The 23,169-nt window shown below is 74.7% G+C and carries 26 protein-coding genes; 8 read left to right on the plus strand and 18 right to left on the minus strand.

Going from position 1 to position 23,169, the window contains the following annotated elements:
• Positions 1-201 precede the first annotated feature (201 nt).
• From AB0J24_RS09330 to AB0J24_RS09400, 15 genes are all read right to left on the minus strand, one after another.
• On the minus strand, positions 202-846 hold the full coding sequence (locus AB0J24_RS09330; protein ID WP_358677923.1) for a dihydrofolate reductase family protein: 645 nt from the start codon (positions 844-846) through the stop codon (positions 202-204).
• A gap of 52 nt (positions 847-898) precedes the next feature.
• On the minus strand, positions 899-1,312 hold the full coding sequence (locus tag AB0J24_RS09335) for a Rid family hydrolase (RefSeq protein ID WP_358677926.1): 414 nt from the start codon (positions 1,310-1,312) through the stop codon (positions 899-901).
• A 58-nt stretch (positions 1,313-1,370) separates the two neighbouring features.
• Positions 1,371-2,000, minus strand: coding sequence for a LysE family translocator (locus AB0J24_RS09340; protein WP_358677929.1), 630 nt, complete (start codon positions 1,998-2,000; stop codon positions 1,371-1,373).
• A gap of 99 nt (positions 2,001-2,099) precedes the next feature.
• The gene (locus tag AB0J24_RS09345) at positions 2,100-3,101 is read right to left on the minus strand and encodes a YdcF family protein (RefSeq protein WP_358678058.1); all 1,002 of its coding nucleotides are present in this window, start codon (positions 3,099-3,101) and stop codon (positions 2,100-2,102) included.
• A 92-nt stretch (positions 3,102-3,193) separates the two neighbouring features.
• Positions 3,194-3,442 carry a hypothetical protein gene (locus AB0J24_RS09350; RefSeq protein WP_358677931.1) on the minus strand — a complete coding sequence of 83 codons (249 nt, stop codon included), beginning with the start codon at positions 3,440-3,442 and terminating at the stop codon, positions 3,194-3,196.
• Positions 3,443-3,559: 117 nt separating this feature from the next.
• Complete coding sequence (locus tag AB0J24_RS09355; protein ID WP_358677934.1) at positions 3,560-4,843, minus strand: DUF222 domain-containing protein; 1,284 nt, start codon at positions 4,841-4,843, stop codon at positions 3,560-3,562.
• Between the two features lie 284 nt (positions 4,844-5,127).
• Positions 5,128-5,571, minus strand: coding sequence for a GNAT family N-acetyltransferase (locus tag AB0J24_RS09360; RefSeq protein ID WP_358678061.1), 444 nt, complete (start codon positions 5,569-5,571; stop codon positions 5,128-5,130).
• Positions 5,572-5,576: 5 nt separating this feature from the next.
• The gene (locus AB0J24_RS09365) at positions 5,577-5,888 is read right to left on the minus strand and encodes a transcriptional regulator (protein WP_358677937.1); all 312 of its coding nucleotides are present in this window, start codon (positions 5,886-5,888) and stop codon (positions 5,577-5,579) included.
• A complete protein-coding gene (locus AB0J24_RS09370) occupies positions 5,881-6,360 on the minus strand; it encodes a hypothetical protein (protein WP_358677940.1) in 480 nt (159 codons plus the stop codon). Before AB0J24_RS09370 ends, AB0J24_RS09365 begins: the two co-directional genes overlap by 8 nt.
• A 76-nt stretch (positions 6,361-6,436) precedes the next feature.
• Positions 6,437-8,122, minus strand: a complete 1,686-nt coding sequence (locus AB0J24_RS09375; RefSeq protein ID WP_358677943.1) for a SulP family inorganic anion transporter — start codon at positions 8,120-8,122, stop codon at positions 6,437-6,439.
• Positions 8,119-8,532, minus strand: a complete 414-nt coding sequence (locus AB0J24_RS09380) for a metalloregulator ArsR/SmtB family transcription factor (protein WP_358677946.1) — start codon at positions 8,530-8,532, stop codon at positions 8,119-8,121. The genes AB0J24_RS09375 and AB0J24_RS09380 overlap by 4 nt, the downstream gene beginning before the upstream one ends.
• A 49-nt stretch (positions 8,533-8,581) precedes the next feature.
• A complete protein-coding gene (locus AB0J24_RS09385) occupies positions 8,582-9,565 on the minus strand; it encodes a helix-turn-helix domain-containing protein (protein WP_358677949.1) in 984 nt (327 codons plus the stop codon).
• Positions 9,566-9,652: 87 nt separating this feature from the next.
• Positions 9,653-9,982, minus strand: a complete 330-nt coding sequence (gene cutA, locus AB0J24_RS09390; protein WP_358677952.1) for a divalent-cation tolerance protein CutA — start codon at positions 9,980-9,982, stop codon at positions 9,653-9,655.
• Between the two features lie 45 nt (positions 9,983-10,027).
• Positions 10,028-10,990 (minus strand): FAD-dependent oxidoreductase, encoded by a 963-nt coding sequence (locus tag AB0J24_RS09395; RefSeq protein WP_358677955.1) that lies wholly within the window; start codon positions 10,988-10,990, stop codon positions 10,028-10,030.
• A 7-nt stretch (positions 10,991-10,997) separates the two neighbouring features.
• Positions 10,998-11,630, minus strand: a complete 633-nt coding sequence (locus AB0J24_RS09400; RefSeq protein ID WP_358677958.1) for a TenA family protein — start codon at positions 11,628-11,630, stop codon at positions 10,998-11,000.
• A gap of 97 nt (positions 11,631-11,727) precedes the next feature.
• Between AB0J24_RS09400 and AB0J24_RS09405 the strand changes: the two genes are divergently transcribed.
• Entirely contained in the window at positions 11,728-12,495 is a 768-nt protein-coding gene (locus AB0J24_RS09405; protein WP_358677961.1) for a GntR family transcriptional regulator, read from the plus strand.
• A 4-nt stretch (positions 12,496-12,499) separates the two neighbouring features.
• On the opposite strand, the gene AB0J24_RS09410 is transcribed toward AB0J24_RS09405, so the two are convergent.
• Both AB0J24_RS09410 and AB0J24_RS09415 read right to left on the minus strand, forming a co-directional pair.
• Positions 12,500-13,006 carry a VOC family protein gene (locus AB0J24_RS09410; RefSeq protein ID WP_358677963.1) on the minus strand — a complete coding sequence of 169 codons (507 nt, stop codon included), beginning with the start codon at positions 13,004-13,006 and terminating at the stop codon, positions 12,500-12,502.
• A 79-nt stretch (positions 13,007-13,085) separates the two neighbouring features.
• Positions 13,086-13,517 carry an Lrp/AsnC family transcriptional regulator gene (locus AB0J24_RS09415; RefSeq protein ID WP_358677966.1) on the minus strand — a complete coding sequence of 144 codons (432 nt, stop codon included), beginning with the start codon at positions 13,515-13,517 and terminating at the stop codon, positions 13,086-13,088.
• A 76-nt stretch (positions 13,518-13,593) separates the two neighbouring features.
• Here AB0J24_RS09415 and ddaH point away from each other — a divergent pair, with 76 nt between their 5' ends.
• Together ddaH and rocD are read left to right on the plus strand one after the other, a co-directional pair.
• Positions 13,594-14,421 carry a dimethylargininase gene (gene ddaH / locus AB0J24_RS09420; protein ID WP_358677968.1) on the plus strand — a complete coding sequence of 276 codons (828 nt, stop codon included), beginning with the start codon at positions 13,594-13,596 and terminating at the stop codon, positions 14,419-14,421.
• Positions 14,418-15,635: an ornithine--oxo-acid transaminase gene (rocD, locus tag AB0J24_RS09425; protein WP_358677971.1), complete on the plus strand. Its 1,218-nt coding sequence runs from the start codon at positions 14,418-14,420 to the stop codon at positions 15,633-15,635. Before ddaH ends, rocD begins: the two co-directional genes overlap by 4 nt.
• Positions 15,636-15,686: 51 nt before the next feature.
• Here rocD and AB0J24_RS09430 read toward each other — a convergent pair whose 3' ends face one another.
• Positions 15,687-17,609 (minus strand): serine hydrolase domain-containing protein, encoded by a 1,923-nt coding sequence (locus AB0J24_RS09430; protein ID WP_358677974.1) that lies wholly within the window; start codon positions 17,607-17,609, stop codon positions 15,687-15,689.
• 191 nt (positions 17,610-17,800) lie between these two features.
• Here AB0J24_RS09430 and AB0J24_RS09435 point away from each other — a divergent pair, with 191 nt between their 5' ends.
• The 5 genes from AB0J24_RS09435 (at position 17,801) to AB0J24_RS09455 (ending at position 23,169) form a co-directional block, all read left to right on the plus strand.
• Positions 17,801-18,544, plus strand: coding sequence for a phosphoglyceromutase (locus AB0J24_RS09435; protein ID WP_358678064.1), 744 nt, complete (start codon positions 17,801-17,803; stop codon positions 18,542-18,544).
• Positions 18,545-18,673: 129 nt separating this feature from the next.
• Positions 18,674-19,894 carry an ATP-binding protein gene (locus AB0J24_RS09440; RefSeq protein ID WP_358677977.1) on the plus strand — a complete coding sequence of 407 codons (1,221 nt, stop codon included), beginning with the start codon at positions 18,674-18,676 and terminating at the stop codon, positions 19,892-19,894.
• Between the two features lies 1 nt (position 19,895).
• On the plus strand, positions 19,896-20,585 hold the full coding sequence (locus AB0J24_RS09445) for a response regulator transcription factor (protein WP_358677980.1): 690 nt from the start codon (positions 19,896-19,898) through the stop codon (positions 20,583-20,585).
• Positions 20,586-20,641: 56 nt separating this feature from the next.
• Positions 20,642-21,649, plus strand: a complete 1,008-nt coding sequence (locus tag AB0J24_RS09450; RefSeq protein ID WP_358677983.1) for a Ppx/GppA phosphatase family protein — start codon at positions 20,642-20,644, stop codon at positions 21,647-21,649.
• On the plus strand, positions 21,649-23,169 hold the full coding sequence (locus AB0J24_RS09455) for a hypothetical protein (protein WP_358677986.1): 1,521 nt from the start codon (positions 21,649-21,651) through the stop codon (positions 23,167-23,169). Before AB0J24_RS09450 ends, AB0J24_RS09455 begins: the two co-directional genes overlap by 1 nt.

Here is a 23,169-nt window from a genome sequence, read left to right on the forward strand (position 1 = left end):
CGGCGGTCCGCGGACCAGGCCCAGCTTGTTGCTCCGGGCTGATGCCCGACGGCACCCCCGAGTGCCGGGGGCCCGTGGACGAGGCCATAGCGCTGGTCAGCGCCGGTTCGGCGGACGTCCGTCGAGATGTCGGTCCTCGACCGACGTCTGTGGTCAGTGCAGCCGGCGCTGCGGCCTCACCGATCGACGGTCACGGCTCCGTCACCGCCGCCAGAACAGGTGGTGCGTGACCCCGCTCGGACTGGGCACGACGTCGAGGTGGAAGCGGTCGCGCAGCTCGTCGGGGGACTCCCAGAGCCGCGTGCCGGAACCGAGGGTCACGGGGGAGACCGCGATGTGCAGGGTGTCGACGAGATCCGCGTCGAGGAACTCGCGGATCACGGACGCTCCACCGCCGAGGCGGATGTCCTTGCCGTTCGCGGCCTGCCGTGCCCGTTCCAGGATCGCGGCCGGTTCGCCGCCGACGAAGTGGAACGTCGTGTCGCCGAGGGTGAACGACGGACGATGGTGGTGGGTCAGCACGAACACCGGGGTGTGGAACGGTGGTTCGTCGCCCCACCAGCCGCGCCATTCGAGATCGGGCCAGGGACCACGATGGGGACTGAACTTGTTGCGCCCCATGATCTCGGCGCCGATGTTGTGGGTGAAGTCGCGGGTGAAGTAGTCGTCGAGACCACGGCTCCCGGCGTGGTCCGTGCGGCCGGGCCAGCTCGCTGTGGGAAACGCCCAGGCCAGCAGCTCACCCGGGTCGGCGTGCCCGAACGGCCGTTCCAGGCTCTGGCCATCGCCCGCGCCGAAGCCGTCCGACGAGACGGTGAAGTTCTGGACTCTGAGAAGCGGGGTCACACGGTGTGGACCGGGCGAGGCTCTCGAACTCATCGCCTGCAGGACCGACCGGTCAGGACGGGTCGCGCACCGCGGCGACCGCCTCGATCTCGACCAGCTGGTCGTCGTAGCCGAGCACGGTGACGCCGAACAGGGTGCTCGGCGGGTCGTGGTCGCCGAACCGGTCCCGGACGGCCTCCCAGGCCGCCACCAGGTCCGCCTGCTCGGTCGACGCGACCAGCACCCGGGTGCTGATCACGTCGTCGACCGCGGCGCCGGCGTCGGCCAACGCGACGCGCATCGTGTCGAAGGCGGCCCGGGCCTGGCCGGCGTAGTCGCCGATCGCGGCCGTGCTGCCGTCCGGGTTCAACGGGCACGCTCCGGCCAGGAAGATCAGTCGCGCGTCGCTCGGGGCGGTCGCGGCGTAGGCGTACTCGGCGACGTCGGACAGGGTCGCGGAGCGGATCAGGGTCACCGTCTTCGGCATCGGGGGAGACGTTACCGACGCCCTACCTGCTGTCGACCCGGTTTCGGGTCCGGCACCGTCAGCCGGTCCGGCCGGTTGCGGCGACGCCGATCCCCGTCCCGACGAGCATCAGGCCACCCACGCCACCGGTCGCCCGCAGCCGGCGGGGGTTACGGGCGAACCAGTCGCGGGCGGTGCCGGCGCCGAGCGCCCATCCGACGTCCACGGTGGACGCCAGCGCGCAGAACAACATGCCGAGGACCAGCATCTGCCCGGTCGCCGTCGACCCGGCGGGATCGACGAACTGGGGCAGCACGGCCGCGAAGAAGACGATCGCCTTCGGGTTCGTGAGCCCGACGACCAGCCCTTCGCGGAACGCCCGCCGCCGGGTGCGACCGGCACCGGACGGGAGCGGAACGTTGCCGCGGTGCCGCCACGCCTGGACGCCGAGCAGGACCAGGTATGCCGCCGCGGCGAACTTCAGCACGGTCAGCACGACGGCGAACCGCTCGACGACCGCGCCGATCCCGAGAGACACCAGGACGACGACGGCGAGGACACCGACGAGGTTCCCGGCCACCGTCGCGAGCGCGGCCCGCCGTCCGAGCGCCACTGCCCGACCGACGACGAACAGGACGCTCGGGCCCGGCACGACGACGAAGACGAGGGTCCCGAGCAGGAACGCGGCGGTGGTCGCGGCGTCGGGCACGTCGGCGACGGTACGGTCCCCGTCGCGCGATGTCACCGGCGTGTCGGTGTGCGCTCCGTGAGGGTCGCCGTCCCCGCGCCGCTGATGAACCCGCCGTTCTCAGAGGACCGCGACCGCCACACCGAGCGCGACCAGCCCGAGCACGACGACGAGGTTCACGATCCGGTGCTCGACCAGGATGGCGGTGAACTCGCGGATGGTGGCACTGGGCCAGTAGTAGGCCGCGGTCGGGGACCCGATGACCTGACCGTCGACCCCGGCCTTGCGGGTCATCAGTGCCGCGCGGAAGACGTGGAAGTTGTTGGTGACGACGACACACCGGTACCCGGGTCTGCGATCGGTCATGATCGCGTGGCTGTTGCCGAGGTTCTCCAGCGTCGTCATCGAGCGGTCCTCGGTGACGACGGACTCCGCGGGGACCCCGGCCGACACCACGTGGCGGGCCATCGCGTGGGCCTCGGGGACCGGTTCGTCCGGGCCCTGCCCGCCGGAGGTGACGAGCAGCGGGGCGCCGCCCCGCCGGGTCTCGGCGTGCCACAGTGCGGCGGCCCGGTCCAACCGGCTCGCGAGCAGCGGCGGGACCCGGCCGTCGATCAGCCGTGATCCGAGCACCACCACGAAGTCGAAACCGGGCCGGGGCCGCAACCGGCCGTAGAGCCAGCTGTAGGCGAGGTAGCAGCAGAACAGGAAGCCGAGGTAGGTGACGACGAGCAGGCCGGCGACGGTCGCCGCGGCCACCACCATGTTCTCCGAGTACGCCCCGGCGAGGAGCAGGAACGGGAGCGGGAGGAGTACCAGGCCGGCCAGCAGCGAGAGCAGGTTGCCGAGCCTGCGCCCCTCCCGTCGGATCATCACCAGCCCGTTCAGGATCAGGAAGACCGCGAGGACCAGCACGACCAGCGCCGGAGTGCCGAGCAGGACGAACTGGAAGACGTCGAACGCGACCGGGCCGAGCCGGGTGGCCTCCCCGATCAGTCCGAGCCCCAGGCAGGCCGCGGTGAGTCCGAGCAGCACGGCGTTGCGGAACCTGCGCCGGTCGCGGACGACCCCGATCACGAACGCGAGGCCGAAGCCGGCCGCGATGAGGTAGAAGACCCACATGCCGCTCACCCGTTCCCGGTAGCGGCCGTGAGGTGTTCCCGGTCGTGCGTGCCGCCCATTCCGCACCCGTCCGTCGCCTGTGGACGCGGACGTTATCGGCGTGCCGCGCTCGGGGTGGGCATCCCGGGCCGGTTCGCGCGGTACGTACCCCGTTCGATACTCCCGGCGCGGGTAGCGGCCACCGTCGGGCCGCGGGCCGCCGCCGGGCCGCGGGCGACCAGCGGGCCACGGGCGACCGCCGAGCCGCGGGCGACGTCGTCGCCGAGCAGCGGCACCCCGTCGTCATCGGGCTGCAGCCGGCGGACGTGCGCGGGTATGTGCAGTGCCGGGATCGCGGTCACCGGGCCGTCCGACGAACCCCCCGCCTGCCGGACGGCCCGGCACGGACGAGTCGACACCCTGCCGTAGCGGCACGGTCAATACCCGTGACCCGTCTGGTGCGTCCCGGGCGGTCGTGGTCATGCGGCGTCGGCCGGCCGGGGGCGGCTGCGTGGCCGCTGCATCGGGTCGATCCACCGGGGTGGGATGAACTCGGGTAACCCGTGCCGGACCTGGATGATCCACTCCGAGTGGTGGACCAGACGATGGTGCACCTTGCAGAGCATCACGCAGTTGTCCAGGGCGGTAGCGCCGCCGGTCTCCCACGGGACGATGTGGTGGACCTCGCACCACGACGGCGGCCGGTCGCAGCCGGGGTGCGCGCAGCCGTGATCCCGGGCGGTGACGGCGCGGCGCAGCCCGTCGGGCACGGTGCGCCGGGTCCGGCCCACGTCGAGCGGCTGCCCCCGGCCGTTCATGACGATCGGGACGACGCCCGCGTCGCAGGCGAGCATCCGCAGGCTCTCCGGGGTGGTGGTCCCACCGAAGTCGAGCACCGCGGCGCGGGCCCGGTGCTGCAGGTCGTCGAACCCGATCAGGACGCTGATCACCGGTCGGCGACCGCCGGTGTCGGGCACGGTGCCCCGGTCGAGCGCGTGTGCGCAGATCTCCGCCAGCGCCTCGGCCCGGCGCTGGTCGGGGCGGCGCTCGTCGAGGCCGTCGCGCGGGGCTGCCAGGGCGTCGACGGCGGTGGCGATCGCGTCGAACAGGGCTGCGTCGTCGTACCGGCCGGTGATCCGGCCCCCGGCACGGCCCCGGTGCGGGACGACCGCGAGCGTGTTGAGTTGTGGGGGCGGTGCGTCGTCGGGCTCGGGGCCGTCGTCGTCGAGCGCCTCGATCAACCGGGTGGCCCAGGTGCGCAGCTCCGCCGGGTTGTGGACACCGGCGTGCTCGGCGATCCGGGCCTCGGCCGCGGCGAGGCGCTCGGGGTCGATCCGTCGAGCCGCGTGGCTGCCCAGCACGGCCGCGATGACGTGCACGTGCCCGAGCCCGATCCGGCCGTCGGCGAAGCGCTCCGCGGTGGCGGGGAGCGCGGCCGGGAGGACCGTGCCGTCCAGCGCGGTGCGGGGGTGGACGTGCCCGGCGGCGACCGTGCGGCGGCGCGCCTCGGCGCGATCCCAGTTCAGCAGGTCGGCCAGGGCGAGCTCGGGGGACCGGTAGCCGCGCTCGGCGAACGTGCCCCGCCGGTCCAGCGTGGCGATCGTCGCGACGACGGCCCGGTCGAGGCGGCGGGTGGTCTCCTCACACAGGGTCAACACCGACAGCAGCTCTTCGACATCGGCAGCCGGGCCGGCCGCGGCCTCCAGCGCGGCCACCGCCTCGGTGAGGAGGCGGTGCGCGGTGGCGAGCCCGGCGGAAGCCATGGTCCACGGTACTCGAACTGATGTTCGAACGCCAGGTCTCATTGCAGGTCGGAAGTGGATCTCGACGCTCTGCGCCTCGTGTCCTGGCGGTCTCGGCCACCGATGGTCACTCCTCGGTCGGCCTCCCCCGGGACGTGCCCGGACCTCGGACCTCGGGCCTCGGGCACCGGATCTCGGGCACCGGACACCGGCCGCCGGAACCCGGAACCGACGCGTGGCGGACCGCCACGGCGCCGCCCGGTAGGAGGTCGCGCGCCTCGGTCGCCGTTCAGGGCGGTCGCGGTTCAGAGCGGCAGCTTGAACCCCACGTGACTCGCCTCGAACCCCAGTCGCTCGTAGAACCGGTGCGCGTCGACCCGGCGCGCGTCCGTCGTCAGCTGCACGAGAGCACAACCGCGGTCGCGGGCTTCGGCCACGGCCCAGCGCAACAGCGTCCCGCCGAGCCCGGCGCCGCGGGCGGCCCGTGCGACGCGGACCCCCTCGATCTGCGCCCGCAGGCCACCGCGGTGGGACAGGCCGGGCAGCAGCGACAGCTGCAGCGTCCCGACGACCGCACCGTCCCGCTCGGCGACGACGAGCAGCTCCGACGGGTCGGCGTCGACGGCCGCGAACGCGGCCAGGTACGGGGCGAGATCGTCGGCGGACTCGCGGGCCGCGCCGATGTCGTCGTCGGCGAGCAGTGCGGCCACGGCTGCGACGTCGGCCTCGACCGCCCGGCGGATCACCACACCGGTCACGGTCGCTCGCCCCCGGCCGCGATCTCCCGCAGCGCCAGGATGTGCGCGCTGACCTGGGCCCGGCCGTCGGTGGTCAGTCGGACCCACGACCTGCGCGCGGCCCCGGTCGGCTCCCGTCGCGACTCGACTATCCCGGCCGTGGTGAGCACCTTGAGCTGCTTGGACAGTGCCGAGTCGGAGAGTCCGACCCGGTCCCGGACGAAGCCGAACTCGACCTCGCCGGCGGCGACCAGGGTGGCCGAGATCCGTAACCGGGTCGGGTCGAGCAGCAGTGGGACGAGCCGGGTGTCCGGGGTCGGGTCAGGCACTGCGGCCCGCGCGCGGCAGCACGGTGGTCACGGCCAGGTATCCGGCCGAGCGGGAGATCGCGAGAACCAGGCCGGCGACGGTGTTGGGTCGCTTCAGGTGGCTGCGCCGGAGCAGGTGCACCGTCAGCCGTTCGGCGGCGTACCAGCCCAGGGTGACGCCGGCGAGCTTCATCGCGAGTGCGGGTTGCGGTCCGTCGCCGGGGAGGTACGGCGTGACCGGTTTCCCGCGCGCGTCCAGCGGGGAGATGCCCAGCACCGCCGCCTGGATCACGACCGAGGCGGCCAGCCGCCGGCGCGGGTTCGTGATCTCGTCCTTCGCGGCGAAGTCGAGGAAGGTCAGGACGGAGGTGGCGGCGAGCATGACCGCGACGCCGTGCCGGTCGGCTGCCTCGACGGCCCGGCGGGCCGCCTCGACCTCGGCCACGGCGGCCGCTGCGTCCTCGGGGGTGGGTCGAGCGGGGGTGGGTTGCACGGGGATCGGGATCCTCCTCGGCCGGGGATCGAAGGGTGTCACACTACTTGCCCAGTAGGCAAGTAGTAGTGGGAGGTCAGTCCCCGGGGCGCGCGGTGCGGCCCGGCTCCGCCACCTCGGCGACGGCCGACCGCCGCACGTGCGACCTGGCGTGCGCGACCGCGTCGCCGAGGTCGTCGATCAGGTGCGCCGGGTGCCGCAGCGCGTCGATCGCGCCGACCCGGCGCAACATCGTGCGGTGCTCGCCCTGAACGCCCTTGACCAGCACGGTCAGCCCGGACGCCTCCAGGTCCCCGATCAACTCGCCGAGCGCGCGGGCGCCGGTGGCGTCCAGCATGCCGATGCCGGACAGCCGCAGGATCACCACCAGCACGCCGTCCTCGACCGCGCGCTCGGTGATGGTGGTGAAGACCCGCTCGGCGGCACCGAAGAACAGCGCACCCTCCAGCCGGAACAGCGCGATGCGTTCGTCACCCGGCTCGGCGGGACCGGGCAGCGGTTCGCGGCGCACGCCGGCCGACCGGGCGACGTGGCGCAGCGCCAGGAACGCGGCCACCCCGATGCCGACCTGGATCGCTTGAACGAGGTCCAGCGCGACGGTCACCACGGCCGTCACGGTGAACGTCAGCGCCGCGCCGCGCCCGGCGCCGAGCACCGCCCGGACCGTGGACGCCGGGATCATCCGCACGCTCGTCACCAGCAGCACCCCGGCGAGCGCGGCGAGCGGGATCGCCGAGGCCGGACCGGTCGCGAGGTAGATCACCGCGAGGATCACCAGCGCGTGCACGATCGCGGCCAGCCTGGTCCGCGCGCCGGACCGCACGTTCACGGCGGTGCGGGCGATCGCCCCGGTCGCGGGCATCCCGCCGAACAACCCGCTCGCGACGGAGGCCAGCCCCTGGCCCACCAGCTCGCGGTCCGGGTGGTGTGCGGTGCGCGTCATCGAGGTGGCCACGCGCGCCGACAGCAGCGACTCGATCGCGGCGAGTGCGGCGACCGCCAGGGCGGCCCCGCCCAGCTCGCGCAGCATGCCGGGATCGATCGCCGGGATCGACGGCAGCGGCAGCGTGTCCGGCAGGGCGCCGATCCGGGCGACCGGTGCGTCGGTGAGCTCGGCGAGCACGGTCGCGAGGGCGACGGCGACCAGGGACGCCGGGATCGCGGCGTGCCACCGCGGCAGCAGCACCATGGCGAGGGCGACCAGCGCGACCGTGCCGAGCGTCCACAGGGTCGGAGTGGGATCGGCGGCGGTCACTGCGAGCCCGGCAGCCTCGACGGCGGTGACCAGCGTGTTGCCACCGGGCTCGATCTGCACGGCGAGCAGCGCGGGGACCTGCTGCAGCGCGATGATGCAGGCGATGCCGAGGGTGAAGCCCTCCACGACCGGCCACGGCAGGACGGTCACCACCCGGCCGAGCCGGGCCAGGCCGGCCACGAGCACGATCACCCCGGCGAGCACGGCGACCAGGGCCACCGCCCCGGTGCCGTGCGCGGCGACGATCGGGGCCAGCACCACGGCCATCGCCCCGGTCGGACCCGAGACCTGCACGTTCGAGCCGCCGAACACGGCCGCCACGATCCCGGCGACGACCGCGGTGATGAGTCCGGCCGCCGGTCCGACCCCGGCGCTGGCGCCGAACGCCAGCGCGAGCGGGAGGGCGACCACGCCGACGGTCAGGCCGGCGGCCAGGTCGGCGCGCAGCGTGCGGGGCCGGAGGTCGTAGTCGGCCGGGGTGGGCAGGAGCCCGCGCAGGCTGTTCACCGCCGGGGCTCGGTCGTCACGTCGAGCAACGTCGCCGGGGTGGCGCCCGGCAACGGGGGCAGCGCCCGGGCCGCCTCCAGCTGCGCCTGGTCACGGGTCAGGCTGGACAGCAGGAACGCCCGCGCGACGACCAGCAGCTCGGCGACGAGCGGTTCGGCGAGCCGGTAGTCGACCGCGTTGCCGGTCCTGGTGGAGGTGACGACGCCCGCCCGGCGCAGCACGGCCAGGTGCTGGGAGAGCTGTGACGCCTCGCAGCCGGTGGTCTCCAGCAGGCGGGTGACTCCGACGCCGTCGGCGCCGGCCGCGGCGAGCTCCTCCAGTACCTGGATCCGGGCCGGGTGCGCGAGGCACTTGAACAGGTCGGATTTGATCCGGTACAGCGGTTCCGTGCTGCGCAGGCGTGCGGGCATGGGCCGTCGACCTCCTCGTTTGATGGAAATCTTAATCCATCAAACCGAGTCACGAGCGGGCGGTCTCCTCCGGGGTCTCGCCGAACTCGCGGGCGTAGGCGACCCGGAACCGCCCGAGGTGGGTGAAACCCCAGCGCGCGGCGACCCGCGCGGGATCGGGCCGGTCCCCCGTGAGCAGGTCCCGCCGGGCGCCGTACATCCTGGTGTGCCGGAGCAGCAGCGCCGGATCGACGCCGGCCCGGCGCAGGCTCGCGAGGGCGGTGCGGGCCGGCATGCCCGTCAGCGCGACGAGATCGGCCGGGCGGGCCGGGCGATCGGCGTGCGCGCGCAGGTGCTCGATCACCCCGCGGACGACGCCGGCGGCCAGGCGGGGCACCGGTCGCCTGGCCCGCTCGGCGGCCCGGTCGAGCACCGTGTTCGGGAAGGTCGCGAGGAAGGTCACGGCGAGCCGGTGGAACGCCGCGTCCAGGACCATCGGGTTGTCGAGCAACAGCGGGTTGCCCAGCACCCGGTCCCGGACGTGCACGAGCGTGGCGTCCCACCAGCGGGCCGCCGACTCCGACACCGGTCGCAGCCCGGTCAGTGCGAACCGCTCGGCCGCGATCCCGTGCGCCTGCTCGGCGAACTCGGCGACCCGGCGGGCGTCCAGTGCGGCGACGTCCAGGTCGACGTCCTCGACGAGATCCCGGAACCGGCCCTGCACCGGCATGACCGCGACGTCACCGGTCCCGAGCCGGATCGTGCCGTACGCCTCGGTGTCCCACTCCAGCCGGCCACCGCAGACGGTGTCCACGACGTACCGGTCCTGCACCGGGTCGGCCGCGGCGTCGATGGTCAGGGTGACCCACAGCTGGCTCAGCTCGAGGCCGGGGACGACGAGCGTGTCGTGGCCCATCTCGAACGAGCGACCGTTCTCGGCGGGCCGCACCGAGGTCGCCGAGTAGTGCTCGGCGGCGAACTGCTCGACGGCGGCGGGCTCGCTGGAGCGGAAGCTGATCCGGCCGACGCCGGTTCCGGGAACACCGTCGGCCATCTCGTCCTCCGTGCCGTTCGCCCGAGGGGGCGGTGTCGGGAAGGTACCCCCGCCCGGACCGGCGCGCGACCCGACCTGACCGGCGGGTCAGCGGGTCTCGGCCAGGACCCACGAGAGGTAGTCGGCGTCGCCCCCGGTCACCGGCGTCGCGATGATCTCGGGCACGTCGTAGGTGTGCCGTTGCCGCAGGTGGTGGGTGAGCGCGTCCACCCGGTCGTCGGCGGTCTTGATCTCCACCCGCCACTCGGTCTCGGTCTGTACCGCACCGTCCCAGCGGAACACGCTGGTGACCGGGCCGGCGACCTGCGCGCAGGCGCCGAGCCGGGCCGCCACCGCGCCGGCCGCCAGGTCGCGCGCGGCCGCCTCGCTGTCGGTCGTGGTCACGACGGTGCAGACGGTGGCCCGGTTCTCGCTCATGCCGGGCACCGTAGTGCGAGCCGGCAGCGGCCCTCCACCTGTGGATCAACCGCGGTCCCCCGGCCCGGCGAGCGCCGCGACGTCGTCCGCGCAGCCCCAGGAGAGCGTGATCCCGGACCCGCCGTGGCCGTAGTCGTGGATGACCCGCGGCCGCTCGGCGGTCGCCGGTTCGGCCTCCAGCCGGACCTCCGGGCGGGCCGGCCGCAGCCCGGCGACGTGCTCGATCACCGGTGCCCCGCGCAGCGCCGGGACGATGTCGTGGCAGCGCTCGACGATCGCCGCGCCGACCGCCGGGTCCGGGGTGGTGTCCCAGACGCCCTCGTCCAGGGTGCCGCCGAGGATGCAGTCGTGCTCACGGGGGTGCACGTACGCCCGGCCGGACGGGTGCGCCTCGTCGCGCACCGACAGGGCGAGCCCGGGGTTCACGACGCGGACGATCTGCCCGCGCACCGGCGTCACCGAGGTGTCGCCCGCCAGCGAGCGGGCCCCCAGCCCGGAACAGTGGACGACCAGGTCGGCGTCGGCGCCGGCCTCGGCCAGCGAGGTCACCCGGCGTCGTTCCAGCACGACACCGCGCCGCCGGGCCTCACCGGCCAGCCACGGCAGGTAGACCGGCATCTCGACCAGCGGCACCGCGAAGCGCAGGCCGTGCCGGTAGCCGGGCGGCAGCTCGTCGGGTCGCGCCGGTCGGACCGGCCCGACCGCCGCCGCCCACCACTGCGGCCCGGGTTCGTGCCGGTAGAGCGTCAGCGACTCGCGCATCACCACACCGGGCACGCCGGCGCGGGCCTGCGCGGCGAGCGTGCCGAACGTGCGACCGCCCCAGTCGAGCACCTTGTTCCGCGGCCCGGACCGGGTCGGGAACCACACCGCGGCCGCCAGGTGCGAGGTGGATCCGTGCACCGCGACGTCGGACAGCACCCGGACCGACCAGCCCCGCTCGCGCAGGCGGACCGCGCAGCTCAGCCCGGCGATCCCGGCGCCGACGACGACCGCCCGGCCGGCCATCGCCGGCTCAGCCCTCGTAGGCGGCGTCGAAGAACGCCAGCTCCAGGTCGACGGCGCGGACGAACAGCCCCGCCACCCGGTCCCGCCGCTGCGGGTCGAGCGTCTCGGCCGCCCGGTCCAGCTCGGCGCGCAGGAACGCCACCCACTCCTCGAACTCGACACCGCGGTGCAGCTCGATCCACTCCCGGCAGATCGCGTCGTCCGGTGCCGGGGTGCCCGGACGGGTCGCCCAGTCCAGGTACAGCCACTCGGCGGCGACGAGCACCGCCAGCGTCTCCGGGTACCCCTCGTCGCGCGCGGAGTCCATCAGCTCGACGAATCCCACGGTTGGCGCGGCACGCACCGGTGTGCTGGTCCCGTTCAGCTCGCCCAGCGAGCGTTCGAAGTAGTCGTTCTCCGGTCCGGCGACGAGCCCGAGCTGGCGGGCCAGCCGGACCCGGGGGCCCGGCCGGTCGGCGTTCGCCACCGCCGCGCCCATCAGCGCGACGAACGAGTCGACGAACTGGAAGTCCTGTTCGAGATAGCGCCGCAGGACGGCGCGGTCCACCGTCCCGGCCCACAGCTCGTCGACGAAGCGGTGCCCGACCGCCGCGTCCCAGACCGTCGCGTTCGACTCCCGCAGCTGCCCGCTGAACGACATGCCGTCCACGGTAGGGGTGACCGTGCGGGCACGAGGGGGTCACCCCGGGTCCGTCGCCTACGGTGAACGGATCATCGGCCGAGCGGGGAGTGCGCAGATGGGTGGGCGGGCGCTGATCCGCGGCGACGGGACGCCGCTGTGGCAGCAGTTGCTGGCCGACCTGCGCAGGCGGCTGGAGGACGGCGAGTTCGAGGCGGCCCTGCCCGGCGAGTTCGCCCTTGCCGCCGAGTACTCGGTGAGCCGCTACACCGTCCGCGAGGCGCTGCGCCGGATGCGGGAGGACGGCGCCGTCGTCGCCAGCCGCGGCCGGGTCGCCCGCCCGGCGGGCCCGGCCGCCATCGAGCAGCCGCTCGACGAGCCGTACTCGCTCTACGTCGCGGTCGAGGCGGCCGGGCGGACCCAGCGCAGTGTGGTCCGGACCTTCGAGGTGCGGGCCGACGGTGTCGTCGCGGCCCGGATGGGGCTGGAGGAGTCCACCCCGCTGGTGCACCTGGAGCGGTTGCGCCTGGCGGACTCCGAGCCGCTCGCGGTGGACCGGGTGTGGTTGCCCGAGGAGCTCGCCGCGCCGCTGCTGGACGTCGACTTCTCGCACACCGGTCTCTACCCCGAGTACCGGCGGCGCTGCGGGATCCGGGTCGACGGCGGCAGCGAGAACATCCGGGCGGTCGTCCCCGGCCGCGGTGAGCAGGAGCTGCTCGGGATCGGGCCGGGTGTCGCCGCGCTGGCCATCGAGCGGCTCGGACTGTCCGGAGGGCGGCCCGTGGAGTGGCGGCACACGCTGGTGCGTGGTGACCGGTTCTCGGTCACCGCACAGTTCTCCGCCCGCGCCGGGTACCGGGTGGATCTGTCCGAGCCGGCCGGCTGAGCCCTCACGCCGGGACGGACACCCCGATCCCGCCCGGTGTGTCGGCGCCGTAGCGGGCGATCTCGGCGGCCAGGTCGAGCCGGTCGGTACGCATGCCCATGTCCTCACCGAGCAGCGCCGCGGGCACCAGCCAGCACACCTCGAACTCCAGCCCGTCCGGGTCCTGGGCGTAGAGAGCCTTGGTCGAGCCGTGGTCGGAGGCCCCGACGAGCGCGCCGGCCGCACGCAGCCGCCGCTCGATCGCGGCCAGCTCGCCGAGGGTGTCGACCTCCCAGGCCAGGTGGTAGAGGCCGACCGTCGACCGGCCGGCCTGGGACGCTCCGGCCCGGTCGCCGATCGCGAACACGGCGAGATCGTGGTCGTTGGACGAGCCGGCGGCCTGCAGGAACGCGCCGCGCCCGCCGGGGAGCTCGACGACCGTGCGGAAGCCGAGGACCTCGCTGTAGAAGGCGACGCTGCGGGCGGCGTCACGGACGTAGAGCACGGCGTGGTTGAGGCGCTGGACGGGCATGGTCACTCCAAAAGTTGAACTCTCAACTTAGAGGGTACGCCGGGCCCGCCCGTCGTACAACGCTCCGGCGCGACGGCGCTCAGCGCGACACCAGCCAGGTGAGGACGACCGCGGAGCGGGTGTGGTCGACGTTGCGCGCCATCCGCAACCGTTCCAGCGCGTCCTCCAGCGACCGGACGTCGCGTGAGCGCAGCAGCACCATGGCGTCCGCCTCGCCGGTGATCGTGCCCGCGGTGACCACCTCGGGCACCGCCGACAGCATCCGCTGCAGCTCACCGGGGGCCACGGTGCCGCGGCAGAACAGCTCGACATAGGCGGCGACGCCGGGGCCGTGCTCGGCGTCCGGCGCCACCTCGACGGTGAAACCGCGGATGATCCCGCGCTCGGTGAGCCGGTCCACCCGGCGGCGCACCGCGGACGCCGACAGCCCGACCCGCTGGCCGAGCTCGGCCCATCCGGCCCGGCCGTCCACCCGCAACAGGTCCAGCAGCCGCCGGTCGGTCTCGTCCACGGCGTCAGACGCTAGACCTGTGCGCAAGATCGGTACAGAACGCGCTGATCGTGCGCGAGATGGCGGGAAGCGCACGGTGTCTGCGCGACACGATGTGCCCATGACCGTCTCGGTGCTGATGTGCCCGCCCACCCACTTCACCGTGAGCTACCGGATCAACCCGTGGATGCGTCCGGAGCAGCCGACCGACACGGCGCTGGCGCTGGCCCAGTGGCGCAACCTGCACGCCGCCTACCGCGATCTCGGGTTCGACGTGGCGCTGATCGACCCCGAACCCGGCCTGCCGGACATGGTCTACGCCGCCAACGGCGGCACCGTGATCGACGGGATCGCGCTCACCGCGCGGTTCCGGCACGACGAGCGGGCCGCCGAGGGCCCCGCCTACGCCGCCCGGTTCCGCTCGGCCGGCCTCGACGTCCGCGAGGCGGAGCACGTCAACGAGGGCGAGGGCGATCTGCTGACGGTCGGCGGCACGATCTACGCGGGCACCGGTTTCCGCACCGATCCACGGGCGCACGCCGAGGCCGCCCGGGTCTTCGGCCGCGAGGTCGTCGGGCTGCGGTTGATCGACCCGCGCTACTACCACCTGGACACCGCCTTCGCCGTGCTCGACCCGGCCGGTGGCCCCGGTGCGGTGGCCTACCTGCCGTCGGCGTTCGACGACGCCTCCCAGGAGATCCTCCGCTTCCGCTTCCCGGACGCGGTGATCGTCGGTGAACCCGACGCGGCGGTCCTCGGGCTGAACTGCTTCTCCGACGGCCGCACCGTCGTGCACGCCCCGCAGGCCGAGAAGTTCGCCGCCGAGCTGGCCGAGCGCGGTTTCGGCACGGTCGGCGTGGACACCTCCGAGCTGCGCCGCGGCGGCGGCGGGATCAAGTGCGCCACCCTGGAGGTCCGGCGATGACCGCCGTCGCGCGCGTGACGGACGAGCAGATCGCGCTGGCCGAGCGGTACGGCGTCGCCACCTACGCGCCGCTGCCCGTCGTGCTGGCGGAGGGGCACGGCGCCTGGGTGACCGACGTCGACGGCAAGCGGTACCTCGACGCGCTGGCCGGTTACTCCGCACTGAACTTCGGGCACCGGCACCCGGCCCTCGTCGCCGCCGCGCACCGCCAGCTCGACACCCTCACGCTCACCGCGCGGGCCTTCCATAACGACCGCCTCCCGGGGTTCCAGCGCGACCTCGCCGCGCTCACCGTCACCGACGCCGTGCTGCCGATGAACACCGGCGCCGAAGCCGTCGAGTCGGCCGTCAAGGTGGCCAGGGCCTGGGGACACCGGGTCCGCGGGGTGCCCGACGGGCGGGCCCGGATCGTCGTCGCCGGCGGCAACTTCCACGGCCGGACGACGACCGTCGTCGGCTTCTCCGACGACCCGGCCGCCCGCGACGGATTCGGTCCGTTCACCCCTGGCTTCGACCGCGTCCCCTACGGCGACACCGCCGCGCTGGCCGCCGCGCTCACCGACGACACGGTCGCGGTGCTCCTCGAACCGGTGCAGGGCGAGGCCGGGGTGATCGTGCCGCCCGCGGGTCACCTCGCCGAGGTGCGCCGGCTCACCGAGGAGCGCGGGGTGCTGCTGATCTGCGACGAGATCCAGTCCGGGCTCGGCCGGGCCGGCGCCACGCTGTGCACCGACCTGTCCGGTGTCCGGGCGGACCTCTACACCCTCGGCAAGGCGCTCGGCGGCGGGATCCTGCCGGTCAGCGCCGTCGTCGGGCGGCGCGACGTGCTGGGCGTGCTGCGCCCCGGTGAGCACGGTTCCACCTTCGGCGGCAACCCGCTGGCGGCCGCGGTCGGCTCCGCGGTGTGCGGGCTGCTCGCCGACGGCTCGTTCCAGGCGCTCGCCCGCGCGCACGGCGCGTACCTGGGGGAGCGGCTGCGCGCCCTGCCCGGGCTCACCGCGGTGCGCGGGGTGGGGCTCTGGTTCGGCTGCGACGTCGATCCCGCGGTCGGTACCGGCCGTGAGGTGTGCGTGGAGCTGGCCCGCCGCGGGGTGCTGGCGAAGGAAACGCACGGTGCCACCGTCCGGCTGTCCCCGCCGCTGGTGGTCACCCGTGCCGAGCTGGACCTGCTGGCGGACACCCTGGGCGGCGTGCTCGCCGACCTGGCCGGCTGACGTCCTGACCGGATCGGCGGCCCGGCGGCCGGGCCAGGTCGGCCCGGCCGGTCAGCCCGGCCAGGCCCAGCTCACCAGCACCGCCTGGGCGGCGGCGCCCACCAGGAGCGCGATCAGGGCCGGCCACCGGCGCCGTCCGCCGAACCGGGTCCACCGCACCACCAGCAACGCCGCGGACGCGAGACCGGTGATCGTGCCGGCCGCCGTCGTGACCTGCCACGCCCGGACGAGGGGACCCGCGGACGGCACCCACTCGGCCGTGCCCGTCAGCAGCGGCCACACCGGCAGGAGCGGTCCGGCGACGACGAGCACCACGGTGAGCGCCGCCCACACCACGGCGAGCACCCGCAGCGCCCCGCCCTCGGCCGGATGCCCACGTCGCCGCCGCCACCCGGCCCGGGCAGCGCTCCCGATCACCGCGAGCGCCACCAGCACCCCGGCCACGAGGACGGGGCCCACGACGATCCGGTCGGACCACCAGGGGGCCGGCACCAGCGTCTGCTCCAGCATCGCGCGGTCGCCGCGCAGCAGGTGCACCTCACCGCCGGCGGCGCGGACCCCGGCGATGCAGCCGGCCGGATCGCACCACCGGTCACCCCGGACCGGGGCGTAGCGCCGGTCCCCGACCACCAGCTCGTCGCCGTCCCGGCCGACCACGACCCGCGACGACAGCGTCCGCAGCACCCGTTCCGGGCCCCGGTCGCCGAACAGCTGCTCGTGGAAGACCCCCACCGGGTCGACGACCAGCGGCTGCTCCGGCCAGGGGCCCGGCAGCGGCTCGTACCCGTGCGGGGGGCGTTCCCGGGCCTCGGCCCGCCCGGCGGCCACCGCCCAGCCGGCCACCTCGTCCACCACACCCGGTGCGAACGGCATGGCGTCGGCACCGTCGGTCGGGACGGCGGCGAACACCCCGATCCCGGCCTCGGGGAGGACCGCGACCCAGGCGACGCCGTTCGCGCCGGCGTGCTCGACGACGCGCACGCCCGCGCGGTGCGCCTCGAAGAACACCTGGGTGTGGCCGGGGCCGCCGTGCGGTGGTCGGACCGCGGTGGCCAGTGCCTCGGCCACGACCGGAGCCGGGAGCGGGCCGTCGTCGGCGACCAGGGACTGCAGGAGCGCCGCGGCGTCGGCGGCGGACCAGGTCAGTCCGGCCGCCGGCAGTTCGTGCACGGCGGGCCACGGCGCGGGGGCCCAGCCGTCTCCGTCGGCGACGACCGGCACGACGGCCCCGGACGCGGGATCGGCCGGGAAGTCCGCGGTCGTCGCACCGGCCGGACGGAGGACCAGGGCGCGGGCCGCCTCCGCGAACGGCAGCCCGGTCGACCGTTCGATTGCCGCACCGAGCAACGCGTGGCCCGCGAGCGGTGAATAGTGCAGGCCGGTGCCGGCCGGGCGGTCGAGCACGGGTGGATGGTGGCGGAGCCACGGCCCGAGCAGCGGTGCGACGTCGCCGGGGCCGGCCGGTGGGTCGGGATGCATCAGGAGCGGTTCGGCCAACCCGGAGTGGTGGGTGAGCAGGTGCCTGCCGGTGACCGGGGTGCGCGCCCCCGGGGCGCGCCGGTCGATCGGATCGACGCCGGTGGACACCGGCACGGCGGCGTCCAGATCGAGGACGCGGTCGTGGTGCAGCCGCAACGCCGTCAGCGCGGTCACGACCTTCGACACCGACGCGACCGGCAGCGGCGACCCGGTCGTCAACGGAGCGGGGGTCACCGGTGAAGGGGCGCCGGTGTCTCCCCACGCCCGGACGAGCAGCGGACCGTCGGCGTCCACGACGGCCACCACCGCGCCCGGTGTGCTGCGGCCGACGTGGGCCTCGGCGAGCCGCTCGACGCGGCCGGCCAGATCACTGTCGTCCACCGCGGCCGACGGCCTGCCGGGCACGTCGGCCGCGACGACGGTCGGGAGCACGGCGCCGAGGCTCAGGACTGCGAGCAGAACGGTGGCGAGCGCTCGGGTGGTCCGTCGGCGCACGGGTACTCCTACCGGGTCGGCGAACGCGGCGGCCACGGCGGCGCGGTTCGGACTTCTGCTCGGTCGGGACGGCCACCCGGCTCCGCGGCACGGCAGCACGGCAGCACGGTCGGTCGCACGCTACCGACGGAACGTGCGGGTCGACACGTTCGGTGCGCGGCGGGAGGACCGCGCCGCGCGCGAGTGGCAGGCTGTGCCGCATGCCGACCCTCGTACTGCTGCGCCATGGCCAGAGCGACTGGAACGCGAAGAACCTCTTCACCGGATGGGTGGACGTGCCGCTCTCCGCGCAGGGCGAGGCGGAGGCCCGCCGCGGCGGCGAGCTGCTCGCCGAGGCCGGCGTCGCCCCGGACGTCGTGCACACCTCGTTGCTGCGCCGCGCGATCTCGACCGCGAACCTGGCACTGGACGCCGCCGACCGGCACTGGATCCCGGTGCGCCGCGACTGGCGGCTCAACGAGCGCCACTACGGCGCGCTGCAGGGCAAGGACAAGCGCCAGACCCTGGAGGAGTACGGCGAGGAGCAGTTCATGCTCTGGCGCCGTTCCTACGACACCCCGCCGCCGCCCATCGAACGCGGCTCCGAGTTCTCCCAGGACGCCGACCCGCGCTACGCCGGCGTCGACGCGCCGCTCACCGAGTGCCTCGCCGACGTCGTCGAGCGGTTCCTGCCGTACTGGACCGAGGCCGTCGTCCCCGACCTGCGCGACGGCAAGGTCGTGCTGCTCGCCGCGCACGGCAACTCGCTGCGCGCGCTGGTGAAGTACCTCGACGGGATCTCCGACGCCGACATCGCGGGCCTCAACATCCCCACCGGCATCCCGCTGGTCTACGACCTCGACGACGACCTGACGCCGCTGACGCCCGGCGGGCGCTACCTGGACCCGGAGGCGGCCCGGGAGGCGATCGCCGGAGTGGCGAACCAGGGTCGTTGAGACCCTGGGGTCCGCGCCGTGAACCGGTGGTGAACGCGTGCCGAACTCTGTCGCCCGGGCGGGTCGCGGGCGTCACCTTCGCGGGTCGGCGCTGGCCAGAGGGCACCCCCGCTTGCCTACCATGCAGCCGTGACCACGCTCGCGTGGCTGATCGCGGCCGCCGCGCTCGGCCTCGGCCTGCTGGCCGGGTTCGCGCTCGCGCGTCGGTCGTCGCACGGCCGCCCCGACCACGACACCGAGCCGGACCGTCGCCCGCGGGGGGCGGAGCCGGGTGGCCCGACGCTCGGTGAGCTGCTGCACCGGACCTTCCGGGCGTCGTCGTCGGGGCTCGCGGTCATCGGTGCGGGTGGCGAGGTGCTGCTGCACAACCCCCGCGCCGCCGCGCTCGGTGCCGTCACCGGTGACCGGCTCGACCCGCGGGCCTGGTCCGCCTGCCGGCGGGTGCTGGCCGGTGACCGGCTGGTCGAGGTCGACCTGTCGCCGCTGGACCGCACGCCGCGCGGCCCGGTCGAGGTGCAGGCCAGGATCCGCCCGCTGGGCGACGGCTTCGTGCTGGTCGAGGCGGTCGACACGTCCGAGGTCGCCCGGCTGGAGGCCACCCGCCGGGACTTCGTCGCGAACGTCAGCCACGAGCTGAAGACGCCGGTCGGTGCCGTCGCGCTGCTGGCCGAGGCGCTGCTCGACTCGCTGGACGGCCTCGAGCCCGCGGCGGGCTCCGGCGAGGACGCGGCCGAGGTCCGCCGGTTCGGCGAGAAGCTGCTCCGCGAGGCGACCCGGATGGGCAACCTGGTGTCCGAGCTGATCGCGCTGTCCCGGCTGACCGGGGCCGAGCGGCTGCCCGAGCTGGCGGCGGTCGACGTCGACGACGTCGTCGGGGAGGCACTCGCCCGCAGCCGCAACTCGGCCGAGGCACACGGCGTCGAGATCATCGCCGACCCGCCGTCCGGTCTGGTCGTCGACGGTGACCGGACACTGCTCGTCACCGCGCTGACCAACCTCATCGAGAACGCCATCGCCTACTCGCCCACCGACTCACCGGTGTCGGTGAGCAGGCGCGCGGTCGACGGTTCGGTCGAGATCGCCGTCACCGACCGGGGGATCGGCATCGCCCCCGAGCACCAGAAGCGGGTGTTCGAGCGGTTCTTCCGGGTCGACCCGGCACGCTCCCGGGCCACCGGCGGGACCGGGCTCGGCCTGGCGATCGTCAAGCACGTCTGTGCCAATCACGGCGGCGAGGTGCGGCTGTGGAGCCGCCCCGGCACCGGATCGACCTTCACCGTGCGGCTCCCCGCCCGGCTCGGGCTCCCCGGTGCGGACCTCGCCCCCCAGACCGCGACAACCGGAGGATGAGATGACCAGGGTGCTGATCGTGGAGGACGAGGAGTCCTTCGCCGACCCGCTCGCGTTCATGCTGCGCAAGGAGGGCTTCACCACGGCCGTCGCGGTGAACGGCAACGACGCGCTGTCCGAGTTCGACCGCAACGGCGCCGACATCGTGCTGCTCGACCTCATGCTGCCCGGGATGAGCGGCACCGACGTCTGCAAGGCGCTGCGCTCCCGCTCCGCCGTCCCGGTGATCATGGTGACGGCCCGGGACAGCGAGATCGACAAGGTGGTGGGGCTGGAGCTGGGCGCCGACGACTACATCACCAAGCCGTACTCGGCGCGCGAGCTGATCGCCCGGGTGCGCGCCGTGCTCCGGCGCGGCGGCGAGGGCAACGGGGAGGCCGAGGGCGGCAGCGGCGTGCTGGAGTCCGGCCCGGTCCGGATGGACGTCGAGCGGCACGTCGTGTCGGTGAACGGCGCCGAGGTCGCCCTCCCGCTCAAGGAGTTCGACCTGCTCGAGTACCTGCTCCGCAACGTCGGCCGGGTGCTCACCAGGGCGCAGCTGATCGACCGGGTGTGGGGCGCCGACTACGTCGGCGACACCAAGACCCTCGACGTCCACGTGAAACGGCTGCGCTCCAAGGTGGAGGACGACCCGTCCAACCCGAAGCACCTGCTGACGGTGCGCGGGCTCGGCTACAAGTTCGACGTGTAACGGTGGGTACTCATGGGGTTGCCCGTCGGTCGATAACGGCTCGGTAACCTGTTCCCGTGCGCCTCGCCGTCCTCGACGTGGGATCCAACACCGTCCACCTGCTGGTGGTGGAGGCGCACCGCGGTGCCCACCCGAGACCGATGTCCTCCGACAAGGACGAGCTCCGGCTCGCCGAGCACCTCGACAGCCGGGGTGCGCTCGGCAAGGAGGGCGTCAAGGCGCTGCTGGAGAGCGTGCACCGGGCCCGGGACATCGCCCGCGAGGCGGAGTGCGACGACCTGATGGCGTTCGCGACCTCCGCGCTGCGCGACGCCACCAACTCGGCCGAGGTGCTGGCGAAGGTGCAGCGGGAGACCGGCGTCGTGCTGGAGGTGCTGCCCGGGGAGGACGAGGCGCGCTGGACCTTCCTCGCCGTCCGCCGCTGGTGCGGCTGGTCCGCCGGGCGACTGCTGGTGCTCGACATCGGTGGTGGCTCGCTGGAGCTGGCGGTCGGCCGGGACGAGACGCCCGACGTCGCGGTGTCGGTGCCGCTGGGTGTGGGCCGGCTGACCCGCGAGGCCTTCACCACCGACCCGCCGGCGCGGGCCGAGCTCGCCGCGCTGACCGAGCGGGTCCGCGAGGAGCTCGCCCCGGTGGCCGGGCGGCTGCGCGCGGCGGGCCGTCCGGATCTCGCCGTCGGCACGTCGAAGACCTTCCGGACACTCGCCCGCCTCGCCGGCGCGGCGCCGTCGAGCGCCGGGCCCCGGGCGCACCGCACGCTGACCGCCCAGGGCCTGCGCCAGCTGTCCGGGTTCGTCACCAGGATGTCCGGCCCGGACCTCGCCCAGCTGGACGGTGTCAGCGCGGGCCGGGCGCACCAGCTGATCGCCGGGGTGGTCGTGGCACAGGCCGCGATGGACGCGCTCGGGGTCGCCGAGCTCGACATCTGCCCGTGGGCGTTGCGCGAGGGTGTGCTCCTGCGCCGGTTCGACATGCTCGACGGAGCGAACGGGGACGACCGCTCGGCGCAGACTTCCGGGGGCGGACTTGGACCCTTGACAACACACAGGGCACGGTGGTCGTGATGAGTGTGGACAGCGCGGGATTCGGAGAGCCTCGCCAGCGGACGGTCGCCGAGCTGCTGGCGGCGAACGGCGGCTCCCAGACCGGGCGCCGCCGTCGTCGCCGCGCGTCGGAGGACGACGAGCCGGGCGGCGCCCCGGCGCCGGGGGCGGGCGGCGGCGTGCCCGCGGCACCCGCGGAGCAGGCTCCGCCGCGCGGCGACCGGATCCGGCCACCCGGCCCGCTCGCCGAGCACCCGTCGTTCCCGCCCGCCCGCCGTCCCGACCCGGCGGAGGCCACCGGCCGGCCGGGCGCCCGGCACGGCGACCCGTTCGTACCGAACGGCAACGCCCCCAACCCCGCTGCTCCGAACCCCGCTGCTCCCAACCCTGGTGCTCCGAACGGCAGCCACCGTGGCCCGGTGAACGGTGCCGGCCGGAACGGCCACCCCCCGCAGGCCGTCGGCGGGGGAGCCCCGCCGGTCCCGGGCCACCGGCCCAACGGGCACGCCCCCGAGTCGTACCGCGGCGGCCCGCCCCCCGGGTACAACGGCCCGAACGGCGCAGGCCCGAACGGCGCAGGCCCGAACGGCGCCGGTCGTCCGGAGGAGCCGTACGGCCGCCCCGGCCGGCCCGATGATGTCCCACCTCCGAACGGCCGGGCCCGTCGCCCGGACGACGGGCCCGGCCCGTACGGGTTCCCGGGCCGCCTGGACGAGGGCGCCGGCGCCTACGCGGGTCGCCCCGACGAGGGGCAGGCCGCCCCGCAGCAGCCCGTCCATCCGGACGTGCCGGCCGGCCGGGCCGACCCCTACCCGGCGGACTCCTATCCGAACTCCTATGCCGGTTACCCGGACGAGATACCGACCAGCAGGCTGGGTGCCCGCCGCCCCGCCGTCGATCCCGACGACGGTGGCCCCCCCACCCAGTTCGGTGCGCCCCCGCTCGACGACGGCGAGGACGTCCCGACCGGGCGCACCCGCCCCCGGCCGGCCGTGGTCGACGACGGCCCGCCGACCGGTGCCTACGACCCGTTCGCCGACGAGCGGGAGGCCGACTTCGACGGTGACCGCACCGGCGTGCTCACCCCCGATCGCGGCGAGTTGTGGGACGACGGCCCGGAGGAGCACGATCCGCAGGCCCCCGGCCACGAGGACCGGGATGCCGGCGAGGCGTCGCGCGGCCGCCGCGGACGGCGCCGGGTCGCCGACGAGGACGAGGGGCCCGACGGGGCCGAGCCCCCGGCCGGCCTGGACGACGAGGCGGACGCCGGCGCGGCGGGCACCGGCCAGGCCTGGGCGGTCGTCATCGCGCAGTGGATCGGCGGCGCCGTCGCCGGTGCCGCGATCTGGGTGCTGTTCCGGTTCCTCTGGTTCTCGTTCCCGATCGTCGCGCTGGCCTCGGCCGTCGTGCTCACCGTGGGCCTGGTGCTCGGCGTGCGGGCGCTGCTGCGCAACGACGATCTCAAGACCACCCTGTTCGCGGTCCTGGTCGGGCTGTTGCTGACGGTGTCCCCGGCGCTCCTGGTGCTGCTGGACAGGTAA

Source organism: Pseudonocardia sp. NPDC049635, assembly GCF_040659795.1.
Taxonomy (GTDB): Bacteria; Actinomycetota; Actinomycetes; order Mycobacteriales; family Pseudonocardiaceae; genus Pseudonocardia.

What these genes read in the sequence shown, in the direction of transcription:
- AB0J24_RS09445 (WP_358677980.1), top strand. Translation starts at nt 19,896, where the DNA reads ATGACCAGGGTGCTGATCGTGGAGGACGAGGAGTCCTTCGCCGACCCG.
- AB0J24_RS09345 (WP_358678058.1), bottom strand. Translation starts at nt 3,101, where the DNA reads ATGTGGGTCTTCTACCTCATCGCGGCCGGCTTCGGCCTCGCGTTCGTG.
- AB0J24_RS09405 (WP_358677961.1), top strand. Translation starts at nt 11,728, where the DNA reads ATGGGTGGGCGGGCGCTGATCCGCGGCGACGGGACGCCGCTGTGGCAG.
- AB0J24_RS09335 (WP_358677926.1), bottom strand. Translation starts at nt 1,312, where the DNA reads ATGCCGAAGACGGTGACCCTGATCCGCTCCGCGACCCTGTCCGACGTC.
- AB0J24_RS09380 (WP_358677946.1), bottom strand. Translation starts at nt 8,532, where the DNA reads ATGCCCGCACGCCTGCGCAGCACGGAACCGCTGTACCGGATCAAATCC.
- AB0J24_RS09410 (WP_358677963.1), bottom strand. Translation starts at nt 13,006, where the DNA reads ATGCCCGTCCAGCGCCTCAACCACGCCGTGCTCTACGTCCGTGACGCC.
- AB0J24_RS09400 (WP_358677958.1), bottom strand. Translation starts at nt 11,630, where the DNA reads ATGTCGTTCAGCGGGCAGCTGCGGGAGTCGAACGCGACGGTCTGGGAC.
- AB0J24_RS09355 (WP_358677934.1), bottom strand. Translation starts at nt 4,843, where the DNA reads ATGGCTTCCGCCGGGCTCGCCACCGCGCACCGCCTCCTCACCGAGGCG.
- AB0J24_RS09385 (WP_358677949.1), bottom strand. Translation starts at nt 9,565, where the DNA reads ATGGCCGACGGTGTTCCCGGAACCGGCGTCGGCCGGATCAGCTTCCGC.
- AB0J24_RS09455 (WP_358677986.1), top strand. Translation starts at nt 21,649, where the DNA reads ATGAGTGTGGACAGCGCGGGATTCGGAGAGCCTCGCCAGCGGACGGTC.
- cutA (WP_358677952.1), bottom strand. Translation starts at nt 9,982, where the DNA reads ATGAGCGAGAACCGGGCCACCGTCTGCACCGTCGTGACCACGACCGAC.
- rocD (WP_358677971.1), top strand. Translation starts at nt 14,418, where the DNA reads ATGACCGCCGTCGCGCGCGTGACGGACGAGCAGATCGCGCTGGCCGAG.
- AB0J24_RS09395 (WP_358677955.1), bottom strand. Translation starts at nt 10,990, where the DNA reads ATGGCCGGCCGGGCGGTCGTCGTCGGCGCCGGGATCGCCGGGCTGAGC.